This window comes from Fibrella musci (assembly GCF_041321105.1).
Lineage (GTDB): Bacteria > Bacteroidota > Bacteroidia > Cytophagales > Spirosomataceae > Fibrella > Fibrella musci.
Genome location: NZ_JBGGWD010000001.1, coordinates 707,661 through 734,035, shown reverse-complemented (window position 1 = coordinate 734,035; position 26,375 = coordinate 707,661). Strand labels below are relative to the sequence as shown.

General features: G+C 55.8%; 27 protein-coding genes. 14 read left to right on the top strand and 13 right to left on the bottom strand.

Translation table 11 applies throughout. The features are described from left to right. Window positions 1-53 precede the first annotated feature (53 nt). Window positions 54-1,088: an NYN domain-containing protein gene (locus ACAW74_RS02955; protein ID WP_370696694.1), complete on the bottom strand. Its 1,035-nt coding sequence runs from the start codon at window positions 1,086-1,088 to the stop codon at window positions 54-56. A gap of 455 nt (window positions 1,089-1,543) precedes the next feature. Between ACAW74_RS02955 and hisB the strand changes: the two genes are divergently transcribed. Further along, on the top strand, window positions 1,544-2,704 hold the full coding sequence (gene hisB / locus ACAW74_RS02950) for a bifunctional histidinol-phosphatase/imidazoleglycerol-phosphate dehydratase HisB (protein WP_370696693.1): 1,161 nt from the start codon (window positions 1,544-1,546) through the stop codon (window positions 2,702-2,704). Window positions 2,705-2,797: 93 nt separating this feature from the next. Here the strand turns inward: hisB and ACAW74_RS02945 are convergent, their stop codons facing one another. After that, window positions 2,798-3,277, bottom strand: coding sequence for a CHRD domain-containing protein (locus ACAW74_RS02945; RefSeq protein WP_015331814.1), 480 nt, complete (start codon window positions 3,275-3,277; stop codon window positions 2,798-2,800). Window positions 3,278-3,678: 401 nt separating this feature from the next. Continuing rightward, complete coding sequence (locus ACAW74_RS02940; RefSeq protein ID WP_370696692.1) at window positions 3,679-4,233, bottom strand: RNA polymerase sigma factor; 555 nt, start codon at window positions 4,231-4,233, stop codon at window positions 3,679-3,681. Window positions 4,234-4,686: 453 nt separating this feature from the next. Here ACAW74_RS02940 and coaE point away from each other — a divergent pair, with 453 nt between their 5' ends. Further along, window positions 4,687-5,289, top strand: a complete 603-nt coding sequence (gene coaE, locus ACAW74_RS02935) for a dephospho-CoA kinase (RefSeq protein WP_370696691.1) — start codon at window positions 4,687-4,689, stop codon at window positions 5,287-5,289. Window positions 5,290-5,303: 14 nt separating this feature from the next. Here coaE and ACAW74_RS02930 read toward each other — a convergent pair whose 3' ends face one another. Together ACAW74_RS02930 and lgt are read right to left on the bottom strand one after the other, a co-directional pair. Continuing rightward, on the bottom strand, window positions 5,304-5,927 hold the full coding sequence (locus ACAW74_RS02930; protein WP_370696690.1) for a transposase: 624 nt from the start codon (window positions 5,925-5,927) through the stop codon (window positions 5,304-5,306). Window positions 5,928-6,105: 178 nt separating this feature from the next. Then, on the bottom strand, window positions 6,106-6,954 hold the full coding sequence (gene lgt / locus ACAW74_RS02925; RefSeq protein WP_370696689.1) for a prolipoprotein diacylglyceryl transferase: 849 nt from the start codon (window positions 6,952-6,954) through the stop codon (window positions 6,106-6,108). A gap of 147 nt (window positions 6,955-7,101) precedes the next feature. Between lgt and yidD the strand changes: the two genes are divergently transcribed. Continuing rightward, window positions 7,102-7,311 (top strand): membrane protein insertion efficiency factor YidD, encoded by a 210-nt coding sequence (gene yidD / locus ACAW74_RS02920; protein WP_370697217.1) that lies wholly within the window; start codon window positions 7,102-7,104, stop codon window positions 7,309-7,311. Window positions 7,312-7,393: 82 nt separating this feature from the next. On the opposite strand, the gene ACAW74_RS02915 is transcribed toward yidD, so the two are convergent. The 4 genes from ACAW74_RS02915 to ACAW74_RS02900 all read right to left on the bottom strand — a co-directional run bounded on the left by ACAW74_RS02915 (window position 7,394) and on the right by ACAW74_RS02900 (window position 11,273). Next, window positions 7,394-8,218: a metallophosphoesterase family protein gene (locus tag ACAW74_RS02915; RefSeq protein WP_370696688.1), complete on the bottom strand. Its 825-nt coding sequence runs from the start codon at window positions 8,216-8,218 to the stop codon at window positions 7,394-7,396. A gap of 97 nt (window positions 8,219-8,315) precedes the next feature. Continuing rightward, entirely contained in the window at window positions 8,316-9,128 is an 813-nt protein-coding gene (locus tag ACAW74_RS02910; RefSeq protein WP_370696687.1) for a hypothetical protein, read from the bottom strand. Further along, complete coding sequence (locus ACAW74_RS02905) at window positions 9,115-10,407, bottom strand: glycerophosphodiester phosphodiesterase (RefSeq protein WP_370696686.1); 1,293 nt, start codon at window positions 10,405-10,407, stop codon at window positions 9,115-9,117. The genes ACAW74_RS02910 and ACAW74_RS02905 overlap by 14 nt, the downstream gene beginning before the upstream one ends. Window positions 10,408-10,472: 65 nt before the next feature. After that, a complete protein-coding gene (locus ACAW74_RS02900) occupies window positions 10,473-11,273 on the bottom strand; it encodes a hypothetical protein (RefSeq protein ID WP_370696685.1) in 801 nt (266 codons plus the stop codon). Window positions 11,274-11,650: 377 nt separating this feature from the next. On the opposite strand from ACAW74_RS02900, the gene ACAW74_RS02895 reads away from it, so the two are divergent. Then, window positions 11,651-12,241: a 2OG-Fe(II) oxygenase gene (locus ACAW74_RS02895; protein ID WP_370696684.1), complete on the top strand. Its 591-nt coding sequence runs from the start codon at window positions 11,651-11,653 to the stop codon at window positions 12,239-12,241. 59 nt (window positions 12,242-12,300) lie between these two features. On the opposite strand, the gene ACAW74_RS02890 is transcribed toward ACAW74_RS02895, so the two are convergent. Then, window positions 12,301-13,785 (bottom strand): sodium:solute symporter, encoded by a 1,485-nt coding sequence (locus ACAW74_RS02890; RefSeq protein WP_370696683.1) that lies wholly within the window; start codon window positions 13,783-13,785, stop codon window positions 12,301-12,303. 105 nt (window positions 13,786-13,890) lie between these two features. Between ACAW74_RS02890 and ACAW74_RS02885 the strand changes: the two genes are divergently transcribed. From ACAW74_RS02885 to ACAW74_RS02860, 6 genes are all read left to right on the top strand, one after another. Further along, on the top strand, window positions 13,891-14,169 hold the full coding sequence (locus ACAW74_RS02885) for an ATP-dependent Clp protease adaptor ClpS (RefSeq protein ID WP_015331825.1): 279 nt from the start codon (window positions 13,891-13,893) through the stop codon (window positions 14,167-14,169). Window positions 14,170-14,281: 112 nt separating this feature from the next. Beyond that, entirely contained in the window at window positions 14,282-14,899 is a 618-nt protein-coding gene (gene recR / locus ACAW74_RS02880; protein WP_370696682.1) for a recombination mediator RecR, read from the top strand. Between the two features lie 145 nt (window positions 14,900-15,044). After that, a complete protein-coding gene (locus tag ACAW74_RS02875; protein WP_370696681.1) occupies window positions 15,045-16,724 on the top strand; it encodes a ribulokinase in 1,680 nt (559 codons plus the stop codon). Window positions 16,725-16,853: 129 nt separating this feature from the next. Beyond that, window positions 16,854-17,546, top strand: coding sequence for an L-ribulose-5-phosphate 4-epimerase (locus tag ACAW74_RS02870; RefSeq protein ID WP_370696680.1), 693 nt, complete (start codon window positions 16,854-16,856; stop codon window positions 17,544-17,546). Between the two features lie 96 nt (window positions 17,547-17,642). Continuing rightward, window positions 17,643-19,121 (top strand): L-arabinose isomerase, encoded by a 1,479-nt coding sequence (araA, locus tag ACAW74_RS02865; RefSeq protein WP_370696679.1) that lies wholly within the window; start codon window positions 17,643-17,645, stop codon window positions 19,119-19,121. A gap of 145 nt (window positions 19,122-19,266) precedes the next feature. After that, window positions 19,267-20,454, top strand: a complete 1,188-nt coding sequence (locus tag ACAW74_RS02860) for an alpha/beta hydrolase family protein (protein ID WP_370696678.1) — start codon at window positions 19,267-19,269, stop codon at window positions 20,452-20,454. A gap of 68 nt (window positions 20,455-20,522) precedes the next feature. On the opposite strand, the gene ACAW74_RS02855 is transcribed toward ACAW74_RS02860, so the two are convergent. After that, window positions 20,523-21,830 carry an acetylxylan esterase gene (locus ACAW74_RS02855; protein WP_370696677.1) on the bottom strand — a complete coding sequence of 436 codons (1,308 nt, stop codon included), beginning with the start codon at window positions 21,828-21,830 and terminating at the stop codon, window positions 20,523-20,525. Window positions 21,831-21,926: 96 nt separating this feature from the next. Between ACAW74_RS02855 and ACAW74_RS02850 the strand changes: the two genes are divergently transcribed. Then, window positions 21,927-22,325 (top strand): hypothetical protein, encoded by a 399-nt coding sequence (locus tag ACAW74_RS02850; protein ID WP_370696676.1) that lies wholly within the window; start codon window positions 21,927-21,929, stop codon window positions 22,323-22,325. 72 nt (window positions 22,326-22,397) lie between these two features. Here the strand turns inward: ACAW74_RS02850 and ACAW74_RS02845 are convergent, their stop codons facing one another. Together ACAW74_RS02845 and ACAW74_RS02840 are read right to left on the bottom strand one after the other, a co-directional pair. Then, window positions 22,398-23,624 (bottom strand): acyl-CoA dehydrogenase family protein, encoded by a 1,227-nt coding sequence (locus ACAW74_RS02845; RefSeq protein WP_370696675.1) that lies wholly within the window; start codon window positions 23,622-23,624, stop codon window positions 22,398-22,400. A 101-nt stretch (window positions 23,625-23,725) separates the two neighbouring features. After that, window positions 23,726-24,082: a winged helix-turn-helix transcriptional regulator gene (locus ACAW74_RS02840; RefSeq protein ID WP_370696674.1), complete on the bottom strand. Its 357-nt coding sequence runs from the start codon at window positions 24,080-24,082 to the stop codon at window positions 23,726-23,728. Between the two features lie 131 nt (window positions 24,083-24,213). Here ACAW74_RS02840 and ACAW74_RS02835 point away from each other — a divergent pair, with 131 nt between their 5' ends. Genes ACAW74_RS02835 through ACAW74_RS02825 form a run of 3 tightly spaced genes read left to right on the top strand, consistent with a single transcriptional unit; the run spans window position 24,214 to window position 26,304 of the window. After that, window positions 24,214-24,984: a type 1 glutamine amidotransferase domain-containing protein gene (locus ACAW74_RS02835; protein WP_370696673.1), complete on the top strand. Its 771-nt coding sequence runs from the start codon at window positions 24,214-24,216 to the stop codon at window positions 24,982-24,984. Window positions 24,985-25,008: 24 nt separating this feature from the next. Beyond that, window positions 25,009-25,674, top strand: a complete 666-nt coding sequence (locus tag ACAW74_RS02830) for an NADPH-dependent F420 reductase (RefSeq protein ID WP_370697216.1) — start codon at window positions 25,009-25,011, stop codon at window positions 25,672-25,674. 12 nt (window positions 25,675-25,686) lie between these two features. Further along, window positions 25,687-26,304: a TMEM175 family protein gene (locus ACAW74_RS02825; protein ID WP_370696672.1), complete on the top strand. Its 618-nt coding sequence runs from the start codon at window positions 25,687-25,689 to the stop codon at window positions 26,302-26,304. Window positions 26,305-26,375 lie beyond the last annotated feature (71 nt).

The window sequence follows — 26,375 nt, the reverse complement described above, 5'->3', positions numbered from 1 at the left end:
ATGAAGCATAAGGGCGGGTTGGCCAGCCGGGCCGACAAACCCGCCTCAACTAATTAACCTTCGTGATATTCAACGACCTGCACATCAACGGCGATGTCTTTGCCTTCGTTGTTCTTACCAATACGGAACGACACCACATCGTCGACCTGGAAGTCGTTAAAATCGCCTGCTGTAACGCTGGTGTAATGGAAAAACAGGTTGTTGGGCGGCCAGTTGATGAACCCGTATCCTGTTTTCAGGCTGCGGATGGTGCTTTCAAACCGCTCGCCTTCGGTGTCAAACCCAAGCCCGTTTTCATCGGCGGGTTCGGCGTCCGGGTCCGTTTCAGTGGCGGGGTAGTTGGTGGTGTTGCCGTTGGCGTAGCTACCGTTGGTATTGGCATAGGGCCGTGGCGACGGCTCAAACCGGGGGCCATCGGTGCGGGGCTGTTGCTTCACAAACAGGTTCTGGATCATCGAATCGTTTTTACGAACCCGATTGTCGATTTCCTGATGCATGGCAACCGGGTACGACACTTCTTCCAGCAGATCCTGTGAGGTGCGCGTGACCATTTTTTCGCCTTCGTCATTGAGGTATTCGAAATCCCAGCTAAGCACCATTACGCGGGTACCAAGCGTATTTAACTTTCGAATCAACGGCACGTAGTCGCCATCGGCCGTGATGAGTACCATCACATCAAACTGCTTGTAGGTAGCCAGTTCGTAGGCTTCCAGGGCCAGCCAGACATCGATGCCTTTCTCCTGTCGATACCCCTGATAGGTCTTTACGGGCAGGTAGTGGGTAACTACCCCTTCCGACATCAGAATGTCGTCGAACAAACGGTCGTAGAAGAGTTGATTACCACGCTGACTGGCTTCGTGCGCATTCAGGCGACCCCGGAAATAGTGGGCATCAACAATCTGGCACAGGTGGATGTCGGTATCTTCGACGTCGGCTACCTGGCTACGGATAAATGAGTGTAGCCCAGATATACTGATACGGCTGCGGCGCTCGTGAGAATAATTGTAGTAGTTGCTTACATGAAGAAAATAATTACCATCATAGAACACACCTATTCGGGTGAGCTTACTGCTTCGCTGGTTTTGCATTCTGTTTTTTGGACGCTATTGTATGTAACTGACTGTGTGTTGGAATAAAAAGGTATGGATGTCTATCTGGTAGAGGCATTGGTACGAGAGAAAATTATCGGTACGTAGGCACTATGTAATAGATGTATACTACTAAGTACAGAGCGTATGAAATCGAGTTACCTTTATACGAGTCACCAACCTGGTAAGCAGGTTGATTAGATTTTGTTATGTTACTAGATAACCGCTGTAAGGGGTAATCAACGGCTCAAATATAGCGAAAAAGCCACCTGGAGGCCTTTTTTGCCCATAAACGCCCACAAAAGTTTTGCTGTCAATAAGCTGTACAAAGCGATAAAGCTCAGCGGTGAGTGCCTATACTTGTTGATTAGACGGTAGGTACTGGCGGTCGTCACCGCGCTTTTCAGTCGGGTCACCTGTGCCAAGACCATATCCGTTTGCGTAACTTCGCGGCCATGCAACCTGTATTGTTTATCGACCGTGACGGTACGCTCATCATCGAGCCACAGACGGATTTTCAGATCGATTCACTCGAAAAACTCGAGTTTATTCCGAATGTATTCTCGGCCCTGCGCCGCATCGCTGAAGAAACCCCTTATGAACTGGTAATGGTGACGAATCAGGACGGGCTGGGAACGGATATTTTTCCCGAGAGTACGTTCTGGCCTGCTCACAACAAAATGCTGGGTACGTTCGCGGGCGAAAATATCCACTTCGCCGCCCAACTGATCGACCGCACCTTCGCCGCCGATAATGCCCCGACGCGCAAGCCCAACACGGGCATGCTCACGGCGTACCTGGACGGGGCCAACACGGGCCGGTATGATCTGGCCAACAGCTACGTCATTGGCGACCGACTCACCGACGTGCAACTGGCAGTGAACCTAGGTGCCAAAGCTATTCTGTTTGTGCCGCCCAATGCCAACCCGACCACACAAAGCGCCGACACCGCCGGCATGACCGATGCCATGCGACAGGCGATTGCGCTGACAACCGACAACTGGAACGATATTTACACGTTCCTGCGTCTGCCCGCCCGCACGGCCTCCGTAGAGCGTAATACCAACGAGACGAAGATCAGGATCGAGTTGAATCTGGACGGAACCGGCCGTGCCGATATGCATACGGGCCTTGGTTTCTTCGACCATATGCTCGACCAGCTGGCCAAGCACTCCGGGGCTGATCTCACCATTCACGTTGATGGCGATCTGCACATCGACGAACACCACACGATCGAAGATACGGCACTGGCGCTGGGCGAGGCTTACCGGCGGGCACTGGGTGATAAGCGGGGAATCAGCCGATATGGCTTTCTGTTGCCGATGGACGAAGCGCTGGCGCAGGTAGCCATCGATTTCTCGGGTCGCCCCTGGCTGGTGTGGGACGCCGAATTCAAGCGGGAGAAAATTGGCGAGATGCCAACCGAAATGTTCTTCCACTTCTTTAAATCGTTCGCCGACACGGCGCAGGCCAACGTCAATATCCGGGTCGAGGGTGATAACGAACACCACAAGATCGAGGCCATTTTTAAAGCATTCGCCAAGGCAATCAAAATGGCCGTCAAGCGCGACATTAAAGCCCTGGACAGCCTGCCGAGCACTAAAGGGGTGCTGTAGCGTTTAAGGTTCAAGGTCCAATGTTCAAAGCAGGCTGACGCCCGAGTAAGACGCGTCAGCCTGCTTTGAACATTGGACCTTGGACGTTGAACCTTACTTCACCCGAATATCGCCCCGGATTTCGCCGGCGGGATAAGTAGGCGTGTGCAGGTTAGCGTAAAACTGACCAGCCACCATGCTATCGACCTGCGACTGACGCAGCGAGCTCGTGGTGCCGGTAATAGGCGAGGTCAATGACGAGAACGGAACCGTTACCGGACCTGTCCCATCGGCGTTGGTGATCCGGTGCAGGTGGCCGGCCGTTGGGGTAATACCGGTAAACGTTACCGTGTAGCTCAGCACACGCGAAGTGCGGTCGATGGTGCCGGCGAACGTACCTGAAGCGGTCGAGGTGGTCGAGGTTGGTTTTTCCTGCGATCCGTTTAGCGTAGCCGTAAGTTGGATGGGTGCGGGTGGAATCGGAGCCGTGTTTGCGGCTGGTGTATTCTCGTAGCAACTGCTGAGGGTGGCTACTGAGCCGAGCAAAAGTGCAGAAGCCAGCAAACGCAGGGAAGATTTCCGTGTCATAGTCATGATAGTATGATTAGCTTGATCACGACTAAGTAAGCACAAACCCGTCAAAATTGTTGCATTACCGGGCCGACTCTGTTGGAACGGTTACTGAATTAGGCGAAATCGGGTAGCGGGAAGGCGGCAAAAGAGCTTCCGACAGGCTGTCGGCAAGATGGACGCTGGCGTGAATGGCTGTAAGATAGAGAGGGAACTGGTAAGCCAGACGTTGCTGGCGTAAGCGCTGACTGAGCGGTGTACCTGTAGTAATCGGTATCGGTACGAACAACAGGCCGGTACGGAGGGAACCGGCAGACAATAGGGCGATAAGCTGGAACGAAAGCTGTTTCCGTCGGCGATTTGTGAAGGAGGCTTGTGCCAGGATTGGCACACAACACAAATCACGTTGGGAAGAGGCGCTTCGGTTAACCGTTCAGGCGATACGTGTAATGATTCCGAATCTTATCGCGGGTACGTTTGAGGCGCATTTTTACGGCGCTATCCTTCAGGTTGAACTTTTCGGCGATCTCTTTAATGTCGAGATCTTCTTCGTATTTCAACTTCAGGAGCATTGCTTCATCGGAAGAGACCGTTTTGATGGCCATGTTGAGCGTCTGAATTTGCTCTTCACGGTGGTCGTATTCTACCTCATCGGCAATGTAATGCTCCATCTCTTCGTCGATCATCACCATCGAAAGCCGCTGGCTTTGCCGGATCTGATCCATGCAGTAGTTGTAGGAGATGGAATACAACCAGGTGGAAAAAGTAGATCGTTCTTTGAAATTTCCCAGGTTTGAGTGGACGCGGATGAAGATGTCGTGCATGTAATCTTCTGCTTTGGCCGAACATTTCGTTAGGGAGAAGCAGCGGCGGTATACCTTATTCGAATACCGCTGGTAAAGCGTTTCAAAATACTGATTCTTACGTGTCGCCAGATACATCCGTATCAGCTCCTCGTCTTTCGTGGTTGAGGCTGTCATGAGTACATACTACTAATTGGGTTAACTGGTTAGAGTGATATGGGTTATCTGGGCGCATGCGAAATGTAACGGTTTGTTTACCAAACTTATGAATTTTTGGGTAAGTGAAAAAGTTCAAAGCGAACTTTAACTCACTATTTATAATAGCATTAGTTTACCCGGTCATCCAAAATGTATGGCTATATGAAGGTACAAACGGGTTGATCTGCCCCGCTAAAGGGTCAGCAACGGTTGTAATGCAATCATAACCGTTCAGACTTTACACCACTAACATATGTCACAAAGAATTTTTACTCAGTTTAATTTTTTACCGGTAGCGCTGTTGCCGCCGATAGTACCGTTAAAATTGAGTAGAACGGGCGGCACCCGTTGATTACTCCCATACGCGGCACGAATTATGGCCGTTGCAGCCTGTAGACAGGTATAGTGGTTTGCGCGACCAGTTGAGATTGTATGAAAAAAATAGGAATTACTGGGGGCATTGGTTCCGGCAAAAGCACCGTCTGTCATGTATTCAGGATACTCAATGTGCCTGTTTATGAGGCTGATGAGCGTGCCAAGTGGCTGACCAACCACGACCCCATCCTGAAAGCCGATATTATCCGGCTACTGGGCCCAGCCGCCTATGACGCCGCCGGGCAGTATAACCGCGCGTTTGTGGCCGCGCAGGTGTTTACCAACCCCGCGTTGCTGAAGCAACTCAACGCGTTGGTTCACCCGCGCGTATTTGCTGATACGGCGCGTTGGGCCGATGAACATAAGCAGTATCCGTATGTCCTTAAAGAAGCGGCCCTGATGAACGCGGCCGGTGATGGCAATGACCTCGACGCGGTGGTGGTCGTGACGGCACCGGAACCGCTGCGTGTAGCCCGCATTCGGCAGCGCGACCCACAACGGTCGACTGCCGAGATACAGGCGATCATCGACCGGCAGATCAGCGAGGAGGCCCGCCTTAAACTAGCCGACTTTGTGCTGATCAACGATGAAGCGAACCTGCTTCTTCCGCAAATCTTACGCCTGCACGAGCTGTTTCTCGGCAAAGCAACGGCGGTTTAAGTGTCGGTACCGGCTTATTTTAGCGCGACTAACTCGTCGGTGTCGATGGCTTCGAGCGCACTTTTGAGTTTCTCCATCGATACGCCATTGCCTTTAGCCGTCACGATGTAACGACTCTTGACAACCATGGCGATCTCGCCCGATTTACTGCTGTTGGTATACTTCTCGTAGCATTTGTTATCGCCCATTTTGGTCGTGCGTTCGTAGCCGTCCTCGGTTTCTTTATCAACGTCGACCATCGTCCAGGCGGCAAGGCCCATCAGCGCGCCCGACCCGCCCGCATCGACCAGCGCGAGTTCGATGTTTTCGCTGTTGTCGGCGTTTTCATAGCGGGCCGTAGCTGTAGAGATCGTAAAGCCGGCCATGCCGTTTTTCTCGCCTGTGGCCGATTTGCGCGCGAGCCCATCGGCCTCCGCAGGCAGCAGTTCTTTGAGCTTGCGAAAATCGACGGTTTCAACAGGGCCGTTTTTCTGGGCTTCTTCGGCTTGTTTGGCCATTTCCTGCACGGCGTTCAGCGTACCACCGACCGACGCCGTAGCGCCGTCGTCTTCGTTTTGCTCCTTGTCTTTGCTGCCGCAACTCACCAACATCGCTGACAAACAGAACGTACCCAAGATGGATAGTAAACCAGTTTTCATTCGAACAAAAGGGGTTTAGTTTATCAGCCACGTAGCTGATAGCCCAATGTAGATATTGGCTGGGTACGTTGGGTAGGGATTTGATTGAACGCGTTGATCATCAATGTAAACGGAACAAAAAAGCGGATGAGGTTACCCCCATCCGCTTCGTGATGTTAGTTCGTTTTAAGGAACGTACCTAGGCCTTCGGTAAGGCCATCCGGCGACTATTCCACACAAAGTAAATACCGAACAGCACAGCCGGAATACTCAGGATCTGACCCATGTTGAGCGGGAGCGTGTTTTCAAACGCCACCTGATTTTCCTTCAGGTATTCGTAGAAGAAACGCAGCCCGAAGCACCAGATCAGAAAGATGCCCAACAGCAACCCGCGTGGCGTATTCTCTTTTGTTCGGTTCCAGATGGCCAGCAGCACCCCGAATAACGTCAGCATCGAGAGGGCTTCGTAAAGTTGAGCCGGATGCCGTGGTACGCCCACCGGGTATTCATTATTGTATTTGAAGATGAACCCCCAGGGTACCGTTGTGGGCAGCCCCACAATTTCGTGGTTCATCAGGTTACCAAGCCGGATACAGGCCCCGGCCAAGGCCACCACGATCACGATGCGGTCGGTTGTCCAGAGGAAAGTCTGGCCTGTCAGCTGGCTCGACTTGCGGCGCGAATAGAGCCACAGGGCCGTCAGAATGCCGATGGTGGCGCCGTGGCTGGCGAGGCCCCGGTAGGGGGGGAGGATCACTTCGAGCGGATTCCGAAACAGCACTTCGGGTTCATAGAACAGGTAGTGGCCGAACCGGGCACCCAACACGGTCGAGAGAACCATGTAGATGAGCAGCGCGTCGAGGTCTTCCTGTGGTTTTTTCTCTTTGCGGAAGATGTGCGTCATGATTTGCATGCCGATTAGAAAACCAGCGGCAAAGAGCAAACCATACCAGCGAATTTCAAAGGGACCGAAATTGATGCCGAAAAGTGTAAAGGCGTTGACGGAGAAAAGAACCGGGTCCGCGTCCCAGGTGATGTAGGCAAGCATTCGTGCGATGAGGGTGAATCAAATAGAGATTTCCTTGTTATGGGCAAAGATATTGGTTTGTGTTCACTGTTTACTCTTTACTGTTGGCTGTTGTGTCAAGATGGCGTGACAGTAGCCCCAAACCAGCCAACAACAGCACCTGCTATGATGCGTTACCTGCTGATCGCCTTCGTTCGTTTTTATCAGGGAGCGATTTCGCCTTTCTTCCCGAATGCCTGCCGCTATACGCCGACCTGCTCACAGTACATGGTCGAGGCGATACAAAAGCACGGCGCATTGCGGGGCAGCTGGCTGGGCCTTAAACGCATCGGCCGCTGCCATCCCTGGGGTGGCCACGGCTACGACCCAGTGCCTTGAGGCAGTATGCAGAGATCAGTGTACAGTATGCAATGTCTTTGCTGCACCTAACTGCATACTGATCTCTGCGCGCTGCCCCTGCTCACACCACAAACCCGTACCCGTCGACGAAGTTGGTCTGGTCGTCGGAGAGGCGATGCGAGCAGACATGCAGCAAATCGCCCTCGGGTTCGACGGTCAGGTAGTGAAACATGGGTTTGTAGTCGGGAGCCCGGTCTTCGTGACGGTCGGTGTAAAGCGGCTGATGAAGCCCGCCGCCGCCGCCAATGACCAGAAAAACTTTACCGCCCGTTTCGAATCGCTCGAAAGCATGAGCGTGCCCTGTGATGAAAAGCTTCGCTTTCTGGGAGGCCAGATAGGGCGGCACAAACCGCAATTGCACGGGCTTGCTTGACCCGACCAGCCGACTGTTGGAGAAAGGGGCATGGTGGCAGGTGACAATAACCGACTGGATGGTCGGATCGGCATCGTAGGCCGCCAGCGTGGTTTCATAAAACGTCTGTTGTTCTTTCTGCTGCTCCAGCGTCAGCGTGCTGAAGTTGGAGTTGAGCAGAATCACGCCGACCCCGTCGGTGACGTGGGCATAGCCCGTGGGTACGTGATCGGCAAAACGCCGCTGGAAGTTCCGCTGTCCTTTTTTGGGGCGACCCATTACGTCGTGGTTGCCCAGGATGGCCTTCACATCGATACCAACTTCGTCGCAGTGCGCCAGAAACGTATCGACCATCGGCCAGGCGTTGTTCTTGTACCCCAGCACCACCACGTCGCCCAGCCAGTAGAGCGTTTCGGGGCGGCGGCGCAGCAATTCGCGGAAAATGGCTTGGGTGGCCTTTACGTTGTTCCGCTTCTTAAGAAACAGGGCCTCAATCCACATCGGCGCCTGCGTATCGGCAAGAAAAGCTAGCAAAATTGAGTGTAATGTTTGGAGTTTGATGTTTAACGTTGGCTACCGACCAGCGCCAAACCGAACGTTTAACATCAAACCCCAAACGGCAAACAAAGTTCTACCAGGTCAGCGCCCGCCAGACCAGCGTGGCCTGAAAGAGCATGCAGGCGTCGTTGGTCTGGGTGGCGTCGTACCATTTCAATTCGGCAGCTAGCCCAAGATTATGGGTGATCGGCTGCGTATACGTACCGGCCACCATCCAGCCGATGCTGAACGTATGGCCTCGGGTATTGCCATCGTAGCTCAGTTCAGAATTAACGATGTATGGGCCCGTACCGGCATACAGTGCAAACCGCCGTACTACCGACATGGAGAACACCGCCAGTACCGGTACGGCCGACAGGCGAACGCGGGCCGGTTCGCCGTTGATCGTCCCCCGGTAACTATACATATCCAGATAGCCGGTTTCGATGCCCAGCCGGAGCCGGTGGTCGGTTTGCCACATCACACGCGCCGTCAGCGGCAGGCCCAGCCGGATTTTGCGCTCATCGGCCAACGTACCTGGGGTGCCAATGGCAGGCATATAAATAGACCCACCCAGGCTTGTGTAAACCAGCAGGCGAAACGGCCCCCGGTTGGGGTGCGTAGAGTCGGGTTTGGCATCCCACAACTGTTCGGGGCTGAGTCTACGTACCTGACCGCGCCGGTTGAGGCGGGGGGTGTAGGCCGGTGGGAGGGGGCGCCGGGTACGTACCCGCGTGCTTCTCGGGATTTTACGCACAGGTCGGCGGCGCGTCGAATCGGTTTGTTGGGCCAGGGCGGCAGTGGTCAGGCCCAGCCAGCACACGCAAAACAAGACAACTAACCGGCGCAGAGCGGGCTTGGTAGGTCTCCCACGGCGGTAGATGGGTTGAGGCTTATCGCTTGACATAGTGGTAATAAGCCACAACGGGCGCGTAGTTGGTGAGGATACCGTCGAGGGTATTGTCATTGATAAACTGTTCAATAAAGCTGGGTACGTCGAGGGTCCAGATAAAGACCCGCCGTCCCTGTGCCTGCATGGCCCTGGTCTCGGCAATGGGATTCCCCAGGGTCCAGCGCGGTGCCCACACCTTGGCGTTGATCCGTTTGGCAATAGACGTATCCAGTTCGCAGAGAGAGACCGTCTGCTGATGGTTGGGCAGTTGTTCAAATTGCGCCACAGTCTCTTCGGAAGGCAAGCCTATGTAGATCGTGAGCCGTCGGCCCAGCGCATTGGCCCGTTGCTGATACGTCTGCTGAATCTGCCGGACCAACTCCATGTCACGCACATCTTTTGTATCGAGCCAGACCGTTTCGAGGGGTGTATCGTATACGACGGCCGTCAGGGCTTCCTCAAGTGTCGGAATTTTTTCGCCGTTAATCAGCCGCACAAACGACGACAGTTGCTTGTAGGTGTATTCTTCGATAGGCCCGATCAGGCCGTTTTTCTGGGTCAGCCGCAGGTTGAGCTGATTATCGTGGTACAGAATCGGTACGCCGTCTTTAGTCTGTCTGATGTCGATCTCGACGCCGGTAGCCCCCAGTCGGGGAGCCAGCCGAATAATCTCGGCCGAGTTTTCGGAGGCAGGCAATAGGTCGGAGGTGCGGCCACCCCCCCGGTGCGCCAGAATCTGGAAAGGCTGAGGGTTCAGTGGGCGGTTCGAGGCGAATGACATCGGAAACCGACGCGGCTCTTCCCCAAATCCATAAAAGCCCCGAAAGACAACCTGCCCCGGCGGTATGGTCTGGCAACAGGTTGGGTCAAGCAACACGCTGCCGCCATTGGCTTTCTGCACGACGAAACGGGCTGTTCCGGTTTCGGAATTGACCAACCGCCGCCAGAAACCTTCAAACACCAGCGAGTCGCCTACCTGCCGACCTTCCAAAATAAAAAAAGCAGCCTGCGGTTCGCAGAAGAGCGTCATGTAGTGCGTGGTGTCGCCCGGCGCTTTCACCGTGTGTGACCACTTGGCGGCCAGTTCTTCCCCGAAAGCATCGGAACCATCGGCAATGGTGTAGACGCCTTCGCAGGCTTTGCGGGTCTGGGTGTAGAGCAGCTTGGCCCCTTCCGTATTCAACCCCTCACCCAACTGCTTGGGAAAAGGTACGGTATCGTTGAGGCCCGGTCGGCACCCGATCAGGTGGGCCAACAGGCTGATTAATAAGAGTTGAAACGAAAGCGATCGCATAGGTAGCAATGACGTTGGATAAACGGACCATTGCTGATAAATCGGCAACAGACCCGGCTCATAGGTTATAAGAAGAAGCCGATGAAGGCCTCGGGATAAAAAATGGCGCGATCGAAGGTGGAATACAACGACCAGAACTGCCAGTTGAAGTCGGTATAGAGCGCCCGGAAGCCAAGTGCCACGTGCCGCCGTCCAAAGAACGCCTGCTCCAGCGTGATTGTGGCCCCGGCGCCATTGTAGAGTACCCGGCCGCGTTCGCTGACGGTTTGCCCCACCCGCGACCGGTAGAAGAAGCTCATGTCGATCTCACCCCGCAGCGTAACCAGCAGGTCGCGCGACGAGCGAAAGCCAATGGCTGCCGTTGGCCGCCCCTGTATGCCAAATCCCCGGTTGTTGAATTGTGCTAGTTGGAGCGAGCCAAACCAGGCGCCGGCTTCGGCTCCAACCGACCCATAAAACCGCCCCTTGATCGGGAAGCTGTAGCGCAGGCCCGCCGAGGCGTTGTTTTGCAGAAACTGAAACGTGAACCGACCCGTCAGAGCCAGGTTGTCGGTCAGGCCGTGGAGTACCACCAGGTCCCCAGCAGGGACGCTCAACTGTACTTCCTCGGTGATGTCGCGGGGGGTCGTGGTGAACGTAACGCCCAGCGTAGCCCGGCTAATGCCTTTGGTGAGCGGGAACGGAAAATGCACAAAGGGTACGCGCGGCGAGGTAGAATCGGTCGGGGGGAGGGTGAATTCGCCCTTCTGGTAAGCTCGTCGGTACGGGTTCTGGGGGCGCTTCGTACGAGACGGACGTTTAACCTGCCCCCAGGCCGGAGCCAATAGCAGCAGGGAGAAAAAAAGTAGTAGAATGGGGCGATACATGATGAGGCCAGTGGTCATTTGACCCACCAGCCTTATACAAACAGACCATGAAGCCGAAAAGTTAAGCGGGACTACTGTCTAGTAACTTAAGTGCCTCTTATTACCCAGCGGGATCTGTTGGAAAGGCGGCGATCCGTGCAGTCATATTGGCCAGCCCAGTCGGCTCACCGGATTGCCAGCTTGGGTACGTTCTGGGCGGAGTCAGACGAGGCGTAGGTCGTAATAACGGTTAAAACAAAGCACGACATACGTACCTGAATGAAGCCATAGCTCCGCGGCTTTCTGTTGGCCAATCGATACTAGTTCTGCGAAAGAAGCGCAAACTTGGCGTTATCTATTGGCTTGTTAGTGAACTAGTTAACAAATAGCCGTACCCTATGCCTAAGTTGTTTCCTTATTATCGGTTCGAAAACTTCTTGTCGAAAGAAATCGTAAACGAGTTATACGACTATGTGCTTGCCAATGAGCACAATTTTAAACCCTCAAAGGTGAATCACGGCACTGCGGTCGACCCAACCGCCAAGCAGTCCAGCTCACTATTTGCGATGGGAAAGTTTGCCGACGTTTTCGAAAAAGCCCTGACGGATAACGAAGCCGCGATATTCCAGGCAGCTGGTGTGGCACCGTTTCCGGTTCGCAAACACGAACTAAACATCGCGGCCTTTGGCGACGGTGGCCACTTCAGAGAGCATATTGATATCAATGACAAGACGCTTATTCAGGATATGCGCGTCGTGACGGCCGTCTACTACTTTTTCGCCAAGCCCAAACAGTTTGAAGGCGGCGAATTGATTATGTACCCGGTCGATTTTTTGCCCGGTTCCGACAAGCCGGTAACCATCAGCCCCGTTAGCAATAGCTTATTAGTTTTCTCGTCGGTGGCTCCCCACTCGGTTGCGCCTGTCAGAGCGCCCAATCTGGCGTTTAAAGACTACCGGTTTTCCGTGAATTGCTGGTTCATAAAATAAGGGAGCAGACCGGCTAGTTTATAAACCCGCCGGTCTGCTCCCTTATTTTATGCGTTTGCTTATACCGTCTGTGGTTGCTCGGCTTTGCGGGAGAGTGCCCAGAGGCCCAGGTACGTAAACAGGCCGTTGAGCAGCAGGCGTTCGAAGCTGAAGGTGTAGCCATTGAACCACGCTTGCGAATGCGCATTCACATAATACGTCAGGAAAGGGGAGAGGATGCACACCAGTGGCACCCAATTGTCGCGGACGGGGCGTTTGTTGAACAGCCCGAAGGCATACAGGCCCAGCAGTGGCCCATAGGTGTACCCCGCCAGGTCGAATACGGCCGTGATCAGATCACCGTTGTTGAACTGATTGAAGATGACGATCACGATCCAGAACAGTACCGAAAACCCAATGTGCACCCAGTGTTTGATCCGTGAGCGTTCGGCCTCGGGGCGGCGTTCCACCTCCATAAAATCGATGCAGAATGAGGTGGTGAGCGCCGTCAGGGCGGAGTCAGACGAGGCGTAGGTAGCGGCGGTGATGCCCAGCAGGAAGGTGATACCCACCACGGGGCCAAAGTGGTTCAGCGCCAGCATCGGGTACAGGTTATCGGTCTTGGCGGGCACCTCGATGCCTTTGGTATTGGCGTAGATGTACAGCAACGCGCCCAGGCACAGGAACATAAAGTTCACAATCGTGAGCGTGATGGTAAACCAGAACATATTCTTCTGGGCTTCGCCAATGTTTTTGCAGGTGAGGTTTTTCTGCATCAGATCCTGATCCAGCCCCGTCATCACGATGGCAATGAACGCCCCCGAAATAAACTGCTTCCAGAAGTTACGCGGGTCGTTGAAGTTGTCGAAGAAAAACACCTGCGAGTAGGGGCTGTTCTTGATCGCCGCCGTCACTTCCGACGTACCCAGATTGAGTTGCCGGGCAATCAGCACGATCGTCAGGGCCACAGCCGTTACCAGAAACGTAGTTTGCAGCGTGTCGGTGATGATGATCGTTTTCACCCCGCCCTTAAACGTATAGAGCCAGATCAGCAGGATTGTAATGGCCACCGACGCCTCGAAGGGAATACCCAGATCGTTGAAAATGGCCAGTTGCAACACACCCGCCGCCACGTAAAGCCGCAGGGCCGAGCCAACCGTCCGGGCCAGCAGAAAAAAGCCCGCGCCGGTCTTGTATGACCAGAATCCGAAGCGTTTTTCGAGGTAGCCGTAAATCGAAATCAGGTTCATGCGGTAGTACATCGGCATCAGCACCGTGGCGATGACGTAGTAACCGATGATATAGCCGAGCACCACCTGGAAGTAAAAGAAGCCCTTGTAGCCCTCGAAGCCTTTGAACGCCCCGCCCACGGCCCCCGGCACCGAAATGAACGTGACGCCCGAGAGCGACGTGCCGATCATGGCAAACGCCACCAAATACCAGGGCGACTGGCGGTTAGCCGTAAAAAACGTGTTGGTGTCGGCCCCACGGGAGGTGTAGTACGACACCCCGATCAGCATGGCAAAATAGGCAATCAGGATAATCAGCGCAGTAGTGGAATTCATCTCAGAGGGGCAACTTTTAACCGACTCGCGGGGTTAGTATAAAGGGGATTAACCGGCCAAATTTCCGTAAATTTGCCAACAATCAAACCAACAACTTGCCCAGTTATGATGCCGTTCTCAGAACCAGACGTTGAGGTATTGGACGAAGTCGTTGAGACAGAAGTCTACAACCTGGTAGTCTTCAACGACGACGTCAATACGTTTGAACACGTGATCGACACCCTGATCGACGTGGTGCACCACACGCCCGAACAGGCCGAGCAATGCACCCTGCTGATTCACTACAAGGGCAAATGCACCGTCAAAAATGGTGGTTTTGAGGAGTTGGTCCCCATGCGAAATGAAATCTGCCGCCGGGGCATTTCTGCCGAGGTGCTTAACTGAATGCACAATGTACGATACGGTACGATGCACAATGAAGCTCCTGTAAAGGAACAACTGTCATGTGCGGCAATCCATTGTACATTGTACACTATTCATTGTACATTCTCTATACATGGAGTTTCCCTCGAAGCTTATTGAAGATGCGGTGACGGAGGTGTCGAAGCTGCCGGGCATTGGTAAGAAAACGGCCCTGCGGCTGGTGTTACACCTGCTGAAGCGCGACGAAGATCAAACCCAGACGCTGGCGCAGGCGTTGGTATCGGCCCGCACGAAGGTGCAGTATTGCCGCAAATGCCATAACCTCTCCGACGATACACTCTGCTCGATTTGCGCCAACCCCCGCCGCGATGGATCGACCATCTGCGTGGTGGAAGACACCCGCGACGTGCTGGCGATTGAAAATACAGCGCAATACAAAGGCCTGTATCACGTGTTGGGTGGCATCATTTCGCCCGTAGAAGGCATTGGCCCCAGCGATCTGCACATCGACTCACTGTTGCAGCGGCTGACCCAGCAAAACGAAGGCGACGAACCCGTTAAAGAGATTATTCTGGCCCTTAGCCCCACCATGGAAGGCGATACTACGGCGTTCTATCTACAGAAAAAACTGCGGCCTTTCAGCCTGCGCGTATCGACCATTGCAAGAGGCATTCCCATCGGCGGTGATCTCGAATATGCCGACGAAATCACGCTCGGACGCAGTATTGTGAGCCGTATCGCTTACGAATAGTCAATTTTAGCTTAGCTTTCGTAAAAGAACCTCTGGTAGAATGCCAGAGGTTCTTTTTTTATTTGTACCGGGCTAACTGCCGCTGTCTTCGTGTTGATAGGCAGCAGCCGATCGTATTGCCCAATGACCCCCTACCTTTCTCTTTATGATAGCCTACGTAATTGGCCTCGACTTCGGTACAGACTCGGTTCGGGCGGTGCTGGTCGATGCCAGCAACGGGCGCGAACTGGCTCAGTCGGTATTCACGTACCCACGCTGGCAGGCCGGTCTGCATTGCCACCCGGCCCGCAATCAGTTTCGGCAGCACCCGCTCGACTATATCGAGGGGCTTGAAACCACCATTCGGGCCGTGCTCGCGGCCTCGCCCGAAGTCGACGCCGCCGACGTGCGCGGGATTGCCGTCGACACCACTGGTTCCACGCCGGTCGCCGTCAATGCCGACGGGGTGCCGCTGGGCCTCACGCCCGCTTTTGCCGATAATCCCAACGGCCATTTTGTGCTGTGGAAAGACCACACGTCTGTAGCTGAAGCCGACGAAATCAACCAGAAGGCACGTACCTGGGCCGAAACGCACCCCGACGAAGGCGATTACACCCGCTTTGAGGGCGGCATTTATTCGTCGGAATGGTTCTGGGCCAAAATCATGCACATTGTCCGCACCGACGAAGCGGTGGCGTCGGCTGCGCACTCGTGGATGGAGCATTGCGACTACATCCCGCTGCTGCTCACCGGTTCGTCGCTGGCCGACCTGAAACGGAGCCGGTGCGCCGCGGGGCATAAGGCGCTCTGGCACGAAAGCTGGAATGGTCTGCCCTCTGAGGCTTTTCTAACGTACCTGGACCCCAAACTGGCGGGCCTGCGCGACCGCCTGTTCAGCGATACGTATACCGCCGACCAACCCACGGGTACGCTCTCACCCGAATGGGCCACGCGCCTCGGCCTCACCACCGACACCGTGGTGGCCGTAGGTACGTTCGATGCCCACGCGGGTGGCATCGGCGGGCAGATTGAGCCCTACTCGATGGTGAAAGTGATGGGTACGTCGACCTGCGACATGGTGGTGGCGCCCACCGCCGATGTAGCCGACACGCTGGTGCGGGGCATCTGCGGACAGGTGGATGGCTCCATCGTGCCCGGTATGCTGGGCCTCGAAGCGGGGCAATCGGCCTTTGGCGATTTGCTGGCGTGGTTCCGGCGGGTGCTCGAGTGGCCGCTGCGGCTGGTCGATTCGTCGGGTACGTTGTCGGATGAGCAGAAAACGGCGCTCCGGCAGGATATTGCCAGTCGGCTGATGGGCGAGCTCTCAACTGCCGCCGAAGCCGTCGACCCCGAACTGAGCAGTGTACTGGCGCTGGACTGGGTAAACGGACGCCGTACCCCCGATGCCAACCAGACGCTGAAAGGAGCCATCACGGGCCTGAACATGGGCACGGGCGCACCCGAAATTTTCCGGGCGCTGGTCGAAGCCATCTGCTTTGGCTCGCGGACGATCGTGGAGCGATTTGAAAGCGAAGGCATTCCCATCCGCCAGGTAATTGGACTGGGTGGCGTGGCCAAAAAATCGGCCTTCGTGATGCAGACCCTCGCCGACGTGCTGAATCGCCCCATCAAAATTGCCACGTCTGAGCAGGCGCCGGCGCTCGGCGCGGCTATGTACGCTGCCGTGGCCGCTGGTATTCACCCCGACGTACCCACGGCCATGCAGGCAATGGGCAGCGGTTTCGATGCTACCTATACGCCCATCCCGGCCAACGCCGACCGTTACGAACGCCTGTTCCAGCGGTACAAAGCGTTGGGCGAATTTGTCGAGCAAAAGAAGGCGTAAGGGAATGTACAATGCACGATGTACAATGCATAATGAGCCGGGCGGCGAACCGCTGTCGCGAAAGCTCTCCGTACGATATTCCATATTCCATTGTGCATTGTACATCGTGCATTATTCATTAGATTAACCATGTATAACGAATTAAAACAAGCCTGCTACGAGGCTAACATGCAGTTGCCGAAGCTGGGTCTGGTGATCTTTACTTTCGGCAATGCCAGCGTGGTCGATCGGGAGCGGGGCGTATTTGCCATCAAACCGAGTGGTGTTCCCTACGATAGCCTCTCGCCCGACGACATCGTGATCGTCGACTTCGACGCCAACGTGGTGGAGGGCAGCAAGCGCCCCTCGTCGGATACAAAAACGCACGCGGTTCTGTATAAAAACTGGGCGGGCATCGGTGGCATTGTACACACGCACTCGACCTACGCAACGGCCTGGGCGCAGACGCAACTCGATATCCCGATCCTCGGTACCACCCACGCCGACCACCTGACCGTCGATGTGCCCTGCGCCCCACCCATGGACGCCACGATGATCGAAGGTGATTACGAACATGAAACGGGCAACCAGATTTTGCAGGAATTTGCGCGGCGCGGCCTGACCCCCGACGAGGTGGAAATGGTGTTGCTGGCCAACCACGCACCCTTTACCTGGGGTAAATCCATCGAAAAAGCGGTTTACAATGCGGGGGTGCTGGAGGCCATTGCCCAGATGGCCTATCTAAGCTGTACGCTGCGGCCCGACGTAAACCGGCTCCCTGCTTCTCTCATCAAAAAACACTACGAGCGCAAACACGGCGCCCATTCGTATTACGGACAATGAACGACGTTCAATGTTCCACCTTCCACGTTCAAGGTCGCTGCTAGATAAGGCAAACTGCTTTGGACATTGGACGTGGAACATTGAACAAAAAATGGTATGCTAAAATCACTTGACATTTGGTTCATTACGGGTAGTCAGCACCTGTATGGGGAAGAAACGCTTCGGCAGGTAGCTGACCATTCACAACGGATTGTGGCTGAACTCGACAGTCAACTGCCCGTGCGGGTGGTGTATAAACCCGTGCTGACCACGCCCGACGAGATTTATAACCTGCTCAGCCAGGCCAACGTCGACCCGAACTGCATTGGGCTGGTGGCCTGGATGCACACGTTTTCGCCCGCCAAAATGTGGATTCGGGGGCTGAAACAGTTGCAGAAACCCCTCCTGCATCTGCACACGCAGTTTAACCAGGACATTCCCTGGGGGCAGATCGATATGGATTTCATGAACCTGAACCAGTCGGCCCACGGCGACCGGGAGTTTGGGTTTATGATGTCGCGGATGCGCCTCAACCGGAAGGTGGTTGTGGGCCACTGGCAGGCGCCTCACGTCCATGAGCAACTGAGTGCCTGGGCGCGGGTTGCGGCGGGCTGGCACGACTGGCAGGGCGCCAAATTTGTCCGCTTCGGTGATAACATGCGGCAGGTCGCCGTAACGGAAGGCGACAAGGTCGAGGCTGAATTGAAATTTGGCTATTCTGTCAATACGCACGGCGTGGGCGATCTGGTTTTCTACGTCAACAACGTACCTGACAGCGCCGTCGATGAGCTTCTGGCCGACTACGAAACCCAGTATGCCCTGGCCGACAACCTGCGCAAAGGCGGTGCTATGCACGAGTCGTTGCGGACGGCGGCCCGGATCGAGGCGGGCATGCGGAAATTCATGGAGGACGGTAAGTTCAAAGGCTTTACCGATACGTTTGAAGACCTGCACGGGCTGGCTCAACTGCCCGGCATTGCTACCCAGCGCCTGATGGCCGACGGCTATGGCTTTGGTGGTGAGGGCGACTGGAAAACGGCGGCGCTGGTGCGGGCCATGAAAGTGATGGGTTCCGGCCTGCCTGGTGGCAACTCATTCATGGAAGATTATACGTACCATTTCGCGCCGGGTAATAACCTCGTGCTGGGAGCGCACATGCTTGAGATTTGTCCCAGCATCGCTGAGGGTGCCGTTCGCTGCGAGGTGCATCCGTTGGGCATTGGCGGCAAGGCTGACCCCGTCCGGCTGGTGTTCGACTGCCCGGCGGGTCCGGCGCTCAACGCATCGATCATCGACATGGGCAACCGGTTCCGGCTGCTGGTCAACACGGTCGAAGCCGTCAAGCCGGAGCACGAACTACCCAATTTGCCCGTCGCACGGGTGTTATGGAAGGCCAACCCCGATCTGGCTACGGCCGCTGCCGCCTGGATCTACGCGGGTGGCGCGCACCACACCGGGTTCAGCCAGAACCTGACCGCCAGCTATATGGAAGATTTCGCCGAAATGGCTGGTATCGAATACGTACTGATCGACGAACACACCCGCTTGCTCGACCTGAAGAATCAGCTTCGGTGGAGCGAGGCCTATTATCGGTAAGTGTAAAAAGGATTACCACAGAGCCACAAAAGGCACGGAGGTATTTTGGAGCGAACAACTGATTCGCTAAAAACGCCTCCGTGCCCTTTGTGGCTCTGTGATGATCCCCTTGGGTAAGACGGAGTCGATTTTGCGTTTGGTAGTCATGAAATCGTTTTGTTTCTTGTTGCCCGTCCTGCTCATTGTGCCCTTGTTTATGCAGGCCCAGCCTGATGCGGCCCGCCCCGATCTGCGGCAGGGAGCTTATTATACCGAGGCCGAGGCCGCCCAACGCCTCACCGACATCGCCCGAACATACCCAACGCGGGCGGCCTGGGAAAAACGGGCAACGCTGATTCGGCAAGGCGTTCGGGCGGGGATGAATCTGCCCGACAAACCGGCGTTCGCTCCGCTGAAGCCTATTCGCCACAGCCTGCGCCAACAAAACGGCTATACCGTCGAGAACGTAGCGTTCGAGAGCCTGCCCGGCTATTTCGTGACGGGCAATCTATATCGGCCAATTGGGTTCAAGGGTAAACGGCCTGTGGTGCTTTGTCCGCATGGACACTCCCCGACGATGGAAGGCCGCACGCTGGAGGCGGCGCAGCAACGGTGCGCTACGCTGGCCCGCATGGGGGCGGTGGTGTTTGCCTTTGATATGGTTGGCTACGGTGAGGCCACGCAATGCGCCCACAAACTTCCCACAACGCAGCCCCTGCAAACGCTTAACAGCACCCGGGCGCTCGATTTTCTGCTCAGCCTGCCCGAGGCCGACGCCAAACGAGTAGGCGTAACGGGCGAATCGGGTGGGGGCACGCAGACGTTCCTGCTGACGGCGCTTGACCCCCGCGTAACGGTGTCGGTACCGACGGTGATGGTATCGGCCCACTTTTTTGGCGGATGCACCTGCGAGAGCGGCATGCCCATTCACAAACGCCCCACCCACGAGACCAATAACGCCGAGATTGCCGCCTTGGCCGCTCCGCGTCCGCTGCTGCTGATTTCCGACGGGGGCGACTGGACGAAAAACACGCCCAGTATAGAATACCCTTATGTGCAGGGCGTATACCGCCTTTACGGAGCCGAAGCCAACGTCGCCAACGTTCACCTGGCCAACGAAGGGCACGATTACGGCCCCAGCAAACGCGCGGCGGCGTACCGCTTTCTGGCGCAGTACCTGGGGCTCGACCTAAATCGGGTATTGACCAGCGGAAATCCTGATGAGTCGCCCAACACCCTGCTGAGCAAAGACGACCTGCGCGTGTTCACCGCCGATCACCCCCGCCCACAACAGGCTGTGGTAGGCGATGCCGCCGTACAGGCGCTGGTACAGCGGCATCTGATAAACCCGTAGGTAGAGACGCAACCGCTGCGGCGGACCGCCTTTGCGTCTCTTGTGCGTCAGCCACGTATTCGAACAGATCACTTCGACCCTTTCAGTCGCTCGACCAGCCAGTTGTTCATTTTCTCGGTTTGTTCTGGGTACGTCCAGTGGCCGGTGTCGAGGAAGAGGCTGAGCGACTTAGGTGCGTTGATAACGTTGTAGGCCGCATACATCGACGTGGGCGGGCAGGTTTCGTCATTGTAGCCCCACGAGTAATAGCCAGGTACGTTCACCAGTCGGGCGAAGTTTACCACGTCGTAGTAACCAACGGTGTTGATCTTGGCCGGCGTATTGTTAAACGCCAGACTCGTGCCGGTAAACAGGTGCGGCCAACCGCCGGCGCGTCCATTCAGGTAGCCGGTCATGTCGCTAAGTGCCGGGTAATACGCCCCCAGCCATTTCACCCGTTTGTCGAGCCCCGCCGTGACAATCGACAGTGCCCCGCCCTGGCTACCACCCGTGACGGCCAGGTTCTGCCCGTCGTATTGTGGGAGGCTGGCGATGAAGTCGATGGCTCGTACACACCCCATATACACACGTTTGTAGTAATAGCGGTCGCGGTCGTCGAGGTTGAAATTCTGGTAATTAGACAGCGCGCCACCGGCCAGATTGGCATACACGGCCGGGTCCATATTGACAGGGACGCCGTGAATACCAATATCGAGGGTAATGATTCCTTTCTCGGCCATCGCCACATCACCCGCATAGGGCCGAATGCCCGCGCCGGGCACTTTCAGTAACGCCGGGTATTTGCCTTCCGCTTTCGGAACGCACAGAATGCCATACAGGCGAGCCTGCGCGTTGTTCCAACTCGGTGGGGCGTAATTGTTGATGTTGACGTGGTAGACATTGACCGTGCCGGTGCAGCGCTCGGGCAGCAGCGTCAGGCGGGCGTCGAGCGGAATGGCGGCCAGATCGGCTTTGGCTTTGTTCCAGAAATCCTGAAAATCCGCCGGGTTGGCTACGGTCGGCTTGATCGCCAGTGGATCAAAAGCAGCCGTAGCCATGCCTCTGTATTCTTTTCCATCGACAACCGCCGTGGCCGTGCAGCGCAGGAAACCCGCCGTTTTCAGGGTTCCGCCCGTCAGGTTGGCTGTGCCGTCGCGCAGAGTGAGCGTCTCTTTCTGCGTTGGATCCATTTTTTCGGGACCGATCTCATAGCGCACGGAAGCCCCCCGAAGCGGAACATTGTTCTGGTAAACGACCACGTTGAACCGGGGCGCTTCACCCGGCTTGTACTGCCAGTCGGCATGATCGGGCGTAACCACGACTTTAACCAGCCGCTCCACAGGTTGAGCCAGCAGATTGGTAAAGGTAGCAAGGAGAAGGAATAGCGTTTTTTTCATACCAAAAGAGGTTTGCTATCAAAAACGCCAATGGCAACGCCAACTACTTTAGGCGTTTGGGGGTCTGTCTGAAAAAACGCCGATGCCGTTACATGTATGCCGTCAAACCAATGTTCAAACCTCCGGGCTTATAGCCTGCTCGCCTTGTTTTTGTTGGGCTTGAGTTGCCGCCCGGACGACGCCTCTACCTGCCTGAAAGGGCGTTTCATCGCCAACTATTGCGAGGCCAGCGTGGTGCAGCTGCTAACACCCAGCAAAATGGGCGCTACCTGGAAACAGGTTGATGGCCGGGACGTACCCAACTGCCTGTTGGCCAGTCTGGATTCGGTAGCGTTTCGGGGAGGTACGTTGCCGGATGTGTTCAATACGAGCCGTGATTCGGTCTTTTACTTCCACTACCGGGCGGGTCGGTATCCGCAAAAAGCCTATGTCCTGTGTCAGGATTTGCCCGGCATTACCATCACGGCCTCGTCAGCGGCAGGGTGCCGATTCTAATCCTTGACAAACGTGGTTTGTATCAAGCAGACAATCAGCTTATCTGCTTGATACAAACCGCATAGCGAGTTCCTACTTAAAGGCGCCAATACCCGTAATGGCTTCGCCCAGAATCAGCAGATGAATGTCGTGGGTGCCTTCGTAGGTAATCACCGACTCAAGGTTCATCATGTGGCGCATAATGGGATAGTCGCCCGTGATGCCCATGCCACCGAGCAACTGCCGACAGGTACGTGCCACCCGCAAAGCCATGTCGACATTGTCGCGTTTGGCCATCGAAATCTGCGCCGTCGTGGCGGCATCGTTGTTCTTCAACGTACCCAGCCGCCAGCACACGAGTTGGGCTTTGGTGATATCGGTGAGCATTTCGGCCAGTTTCTTCTGCACCAGCTGGAAGGAGGCGATGGGCTTATCGAACTGAATGCGTTCGAGGGTGTAACGTCGGGCTGTTTCGTAGCAGTCCATCGCTGCCCCCACGGCGCCCCACGCAATGCCGTAACGGGCCTGATCGAGGCATTGGAGCGGCGCTTTCAATCCGATGGCTTCGGGCAGCATGTTGGTTTTGGGCACCTTCACGTCCTGAAAAATCAATTCGCCCGTGCGGCTGGCCCGCAATGACCATTTGCGTTCGATGTCATTGGTGGAAAAGCCTTCCATGCCGCGCTCCACGATCAGTCCCCGAATTTTACCCTGTTCGTTTTTCGCCCACACAATGGCGATATCGGCGATGGGAGCATTGGTGATCCAGAGCTTCGAACCGTTGAGCAGGTAATAATCGCTGCGTTCGATAAACGCCGTTTCCATGCCGCCGGGGTTGGAGCCGTGGTTAGCTTCGGTGAGGCCAAAACAGCCCAACAACTCGCCTTTGGCCAGCCGGGGCAGGTAGTGCGCCTTCTGTTCATCGGAGCCAAACGCCCAGATCGGGTACATCACCAGCGAGCTTTGCACCGACACCGTTGAGCGAAGGGCCGAGTCGCCGCGCTCAATTTCCTGCATCATCAGGCCGTAACTGATCTGATCGAGACCGCCGCCGCCCACCTCGACGGGTAGGGTAGGACCAAAGGCCCCAATCTGACCAAACTTCGGCACGATACCCTCGGGAAATTCGGCGCGTTGGGCGTACTCATCGATGGTCGGCGTGATTTCGCGCTTAACAAATGTCCGCATGGCCGAACGAACCAGTTTCTGTTCGGCCGTCAGCAGGTCGTCGATCTGGTAAAAGTCGGGTGCCTCGAAGGCATCGGTGTTACCGGCGCGTACGGTGGCTGGGCGTGGGCTAGTAGGTTGCTGAGGTTGCATACGGCCAAAACAGGAAACCGCTGGCATATGTTGCCAATCAGGTCCAATTTAAGGGCTCAACGGTTCGATCTACTCCCTCGGCAGGGCTTTCTCAGGGATCATCAGGGCGTTTTTCGTTCGACAATGCCTTGCTCGTCCATCAGTTCACGCCCAAACTGTCGAATCGTTTCGATGACGGGAATCACCCGGCGCCCTTTGTCGGTAATGCTGTACTCTACGTGCGGTGGCACCACCGGAAACACCGTGCGCGTTACAAACCCGTGTGCTTCCAGTTCGCGCAACTGCGTGGTCAGCATTTTATGGCTAATGTGGGGCAGGTATTTTTTCAGCTCACTGTACCGCATGACCTGCTTGTTGAGCCGCCACAGAATCGGCATCTTCCAGGTACCCCCGATGTGGGCCATCGCAAACTCGACGGGATTGTAATAAAGTTTACCGTTGTGTAGAAAGTCAGGCATCTTGTAAGTAATTGTTTATCAAACACTCTCTAAATGGAGAGTATCACACTTCGGTGTATAAATATCCCTAAAGGTATAGTGGTGAACATACATTTGTTCAGGTCAACAAAAAATCAGAACAAACTGTAGCCATGAGCCTTAAAGATCCAAATCGGGTGACTACCCGGCGACCCAAACGCGTTGCAATCGTCATTGCCAACCCGGCTGTTTCGACCACCACGGGCTGGCCCGTCGGCTTCTGGTGGAGCGAGCTGACACACCCCTACTACGAATTTACCGAGAAAGGCTACGAGATTGAACTCTTTAGCCCTGACGGTGGCCGCTGCGATCCCGACGCCATGAGCGACCCCAACGATGCGAGCGGCTACTCCTCGACCGACCTCATCTCGCAGGGGTTTATTCACACCGAAAGCCTGCGGGCCTTGGTCGACAACACCAAACCCATCGCCACCCTGAACGTACCGGATTTCGACGCGCTGGTAGTGGCGGGCGGGCAGGCGCCGATGTTTACCTTCGGGCAGGCAACCGAGCTGCACCAGAAATTTGTCGAGTTCTACGAATCGGGGAAGGTAACGGCGGCGCTGTGCCACGGAACGGCTATTCTGCGGTATGCCAAACTGAGCAATGGCGACTATCTGGCTAAAGGCAAAACCGTAACGGGATTTGCCAACGTGGAGGAAGATTTTGCCGATAATGCCGTGTGGGCGTATGGCCTGCTCGCGCGCGACAAGCACGTGATGCCCTGGCGCATTGAAGACGAACTGAAGCAACTGGGCGCCAACTTCGTGCAGGCCGGGTTGTGGCGGGGTTTTGCCATTCGCGATGGCAATCTGGTCACGGGACAGCAAAACTTCTCGGGTGCCGAAACAGCCCGCGCCATCATCGAAGCGCTTGGCGAATAACGTACCTGGCCTTGCGTTTGGCCGATTGACAAGGTCTGGCGTCAGACACTACACCACATTATTTTTAGTATGACAATTTCCATTATTGGCTCCGGCAACGTAGGCGGCGCCCTGGCCCAACGCTTCGTTGACGTAGGCCACACGGTCCTGGTCGGCACCCGCTTTCCGTTGTCCGAAAAATCGATGCGGCTCGCTGCCCAGATTGGGGAAGACCGGTTTACGTCGCCGGAACGGGCCGCCGCTCAGGCCGACGTGATCGTGCTGGCGACACCCGCCCTGAAGGTCGTGGAGGTGGTGCAGGAGTTGGACGACACCACGGGTAAAGTCATCATCGACACCATGAACACCGTGCGCGGGATGGGGCCGGCCGGATTCAGCAACACCACCGACGCCATTCTGGCCTACACGGCTACCCGCGATGTGGTCAAGTGCTTCAATACCACGGGTTTCGAGAATATGCTCAATCCGCAATTCGGCGAACAGGCCGCCGACATGTTTACGGCGGGCGACAGCACTCGCGGCAAGGCCGTGGCCACCCAACTGGCTACCGAGATTGGCTTCGGCACCTGCTACGACCTCGGCGGCAACGATACGTTTACGCTGATCGAGCAACTCGCCCTCAACTGGATCAACCTGGCGCTGTTTCGGGGCCACGGCCGGGGCATGGCGTTCAAGATGCTGACCCGCTAAACGATCAACCGTATGGATTACTTTTCCAAAACGCGGGTCGAGGCGTTCAGCGACGGCATTTTTGCCATTATCGTTACGCTGCTGGTGCTGGAAATCAAGGTCCCACGCCTTGAACAGCCCGAGTCGTTGGGTGAGTTGGGGGTGGCACTGCTGGCGCTGATGCCCAAAATCCTGAGCTGGATCATCAGCTTTTTGATTGTCTGCGTCATCTGGGTCAATCACCATCGGCTGCTGGCGCAGGTCGAGCACATCACCCACAGGCTCTTCTGGCTCAATGCCCTGCTGCTGCTCTGGTGTTCCTTTATTCCCTTTCCGACCGCGCTCATGGGCGACTACCCCGGTAACCCACTGGCTCTGTTTGTGTTTGGGAGCATTCTGGCCCTGATGGCGCTCGCCTTTAGCCTCATCCGGTGGTACGCCCTCACCAATCCGCAGGTGCTTCGAAAAAGCGTTGATCTACAACATTATCGGCAGGCCACCACCCGCTCGGTACTGGCTGGCCCCGTGCTCTACCTGCTGGGTGGCGCATTGGCGTTTGTGCACCCCTGGCTGTCGATGGGCGTGTTTGGGTTTATTCCTCTCTACTTCATTTTTGCAAACGCACCATCGGCTACCGAACCCATCGGGTGATCGTTTGTTTGTCGACCAACAGCTAGGTAGGGCGTGTTCTGTAACGCGGAAAATTCAATACGTCGGCCAGC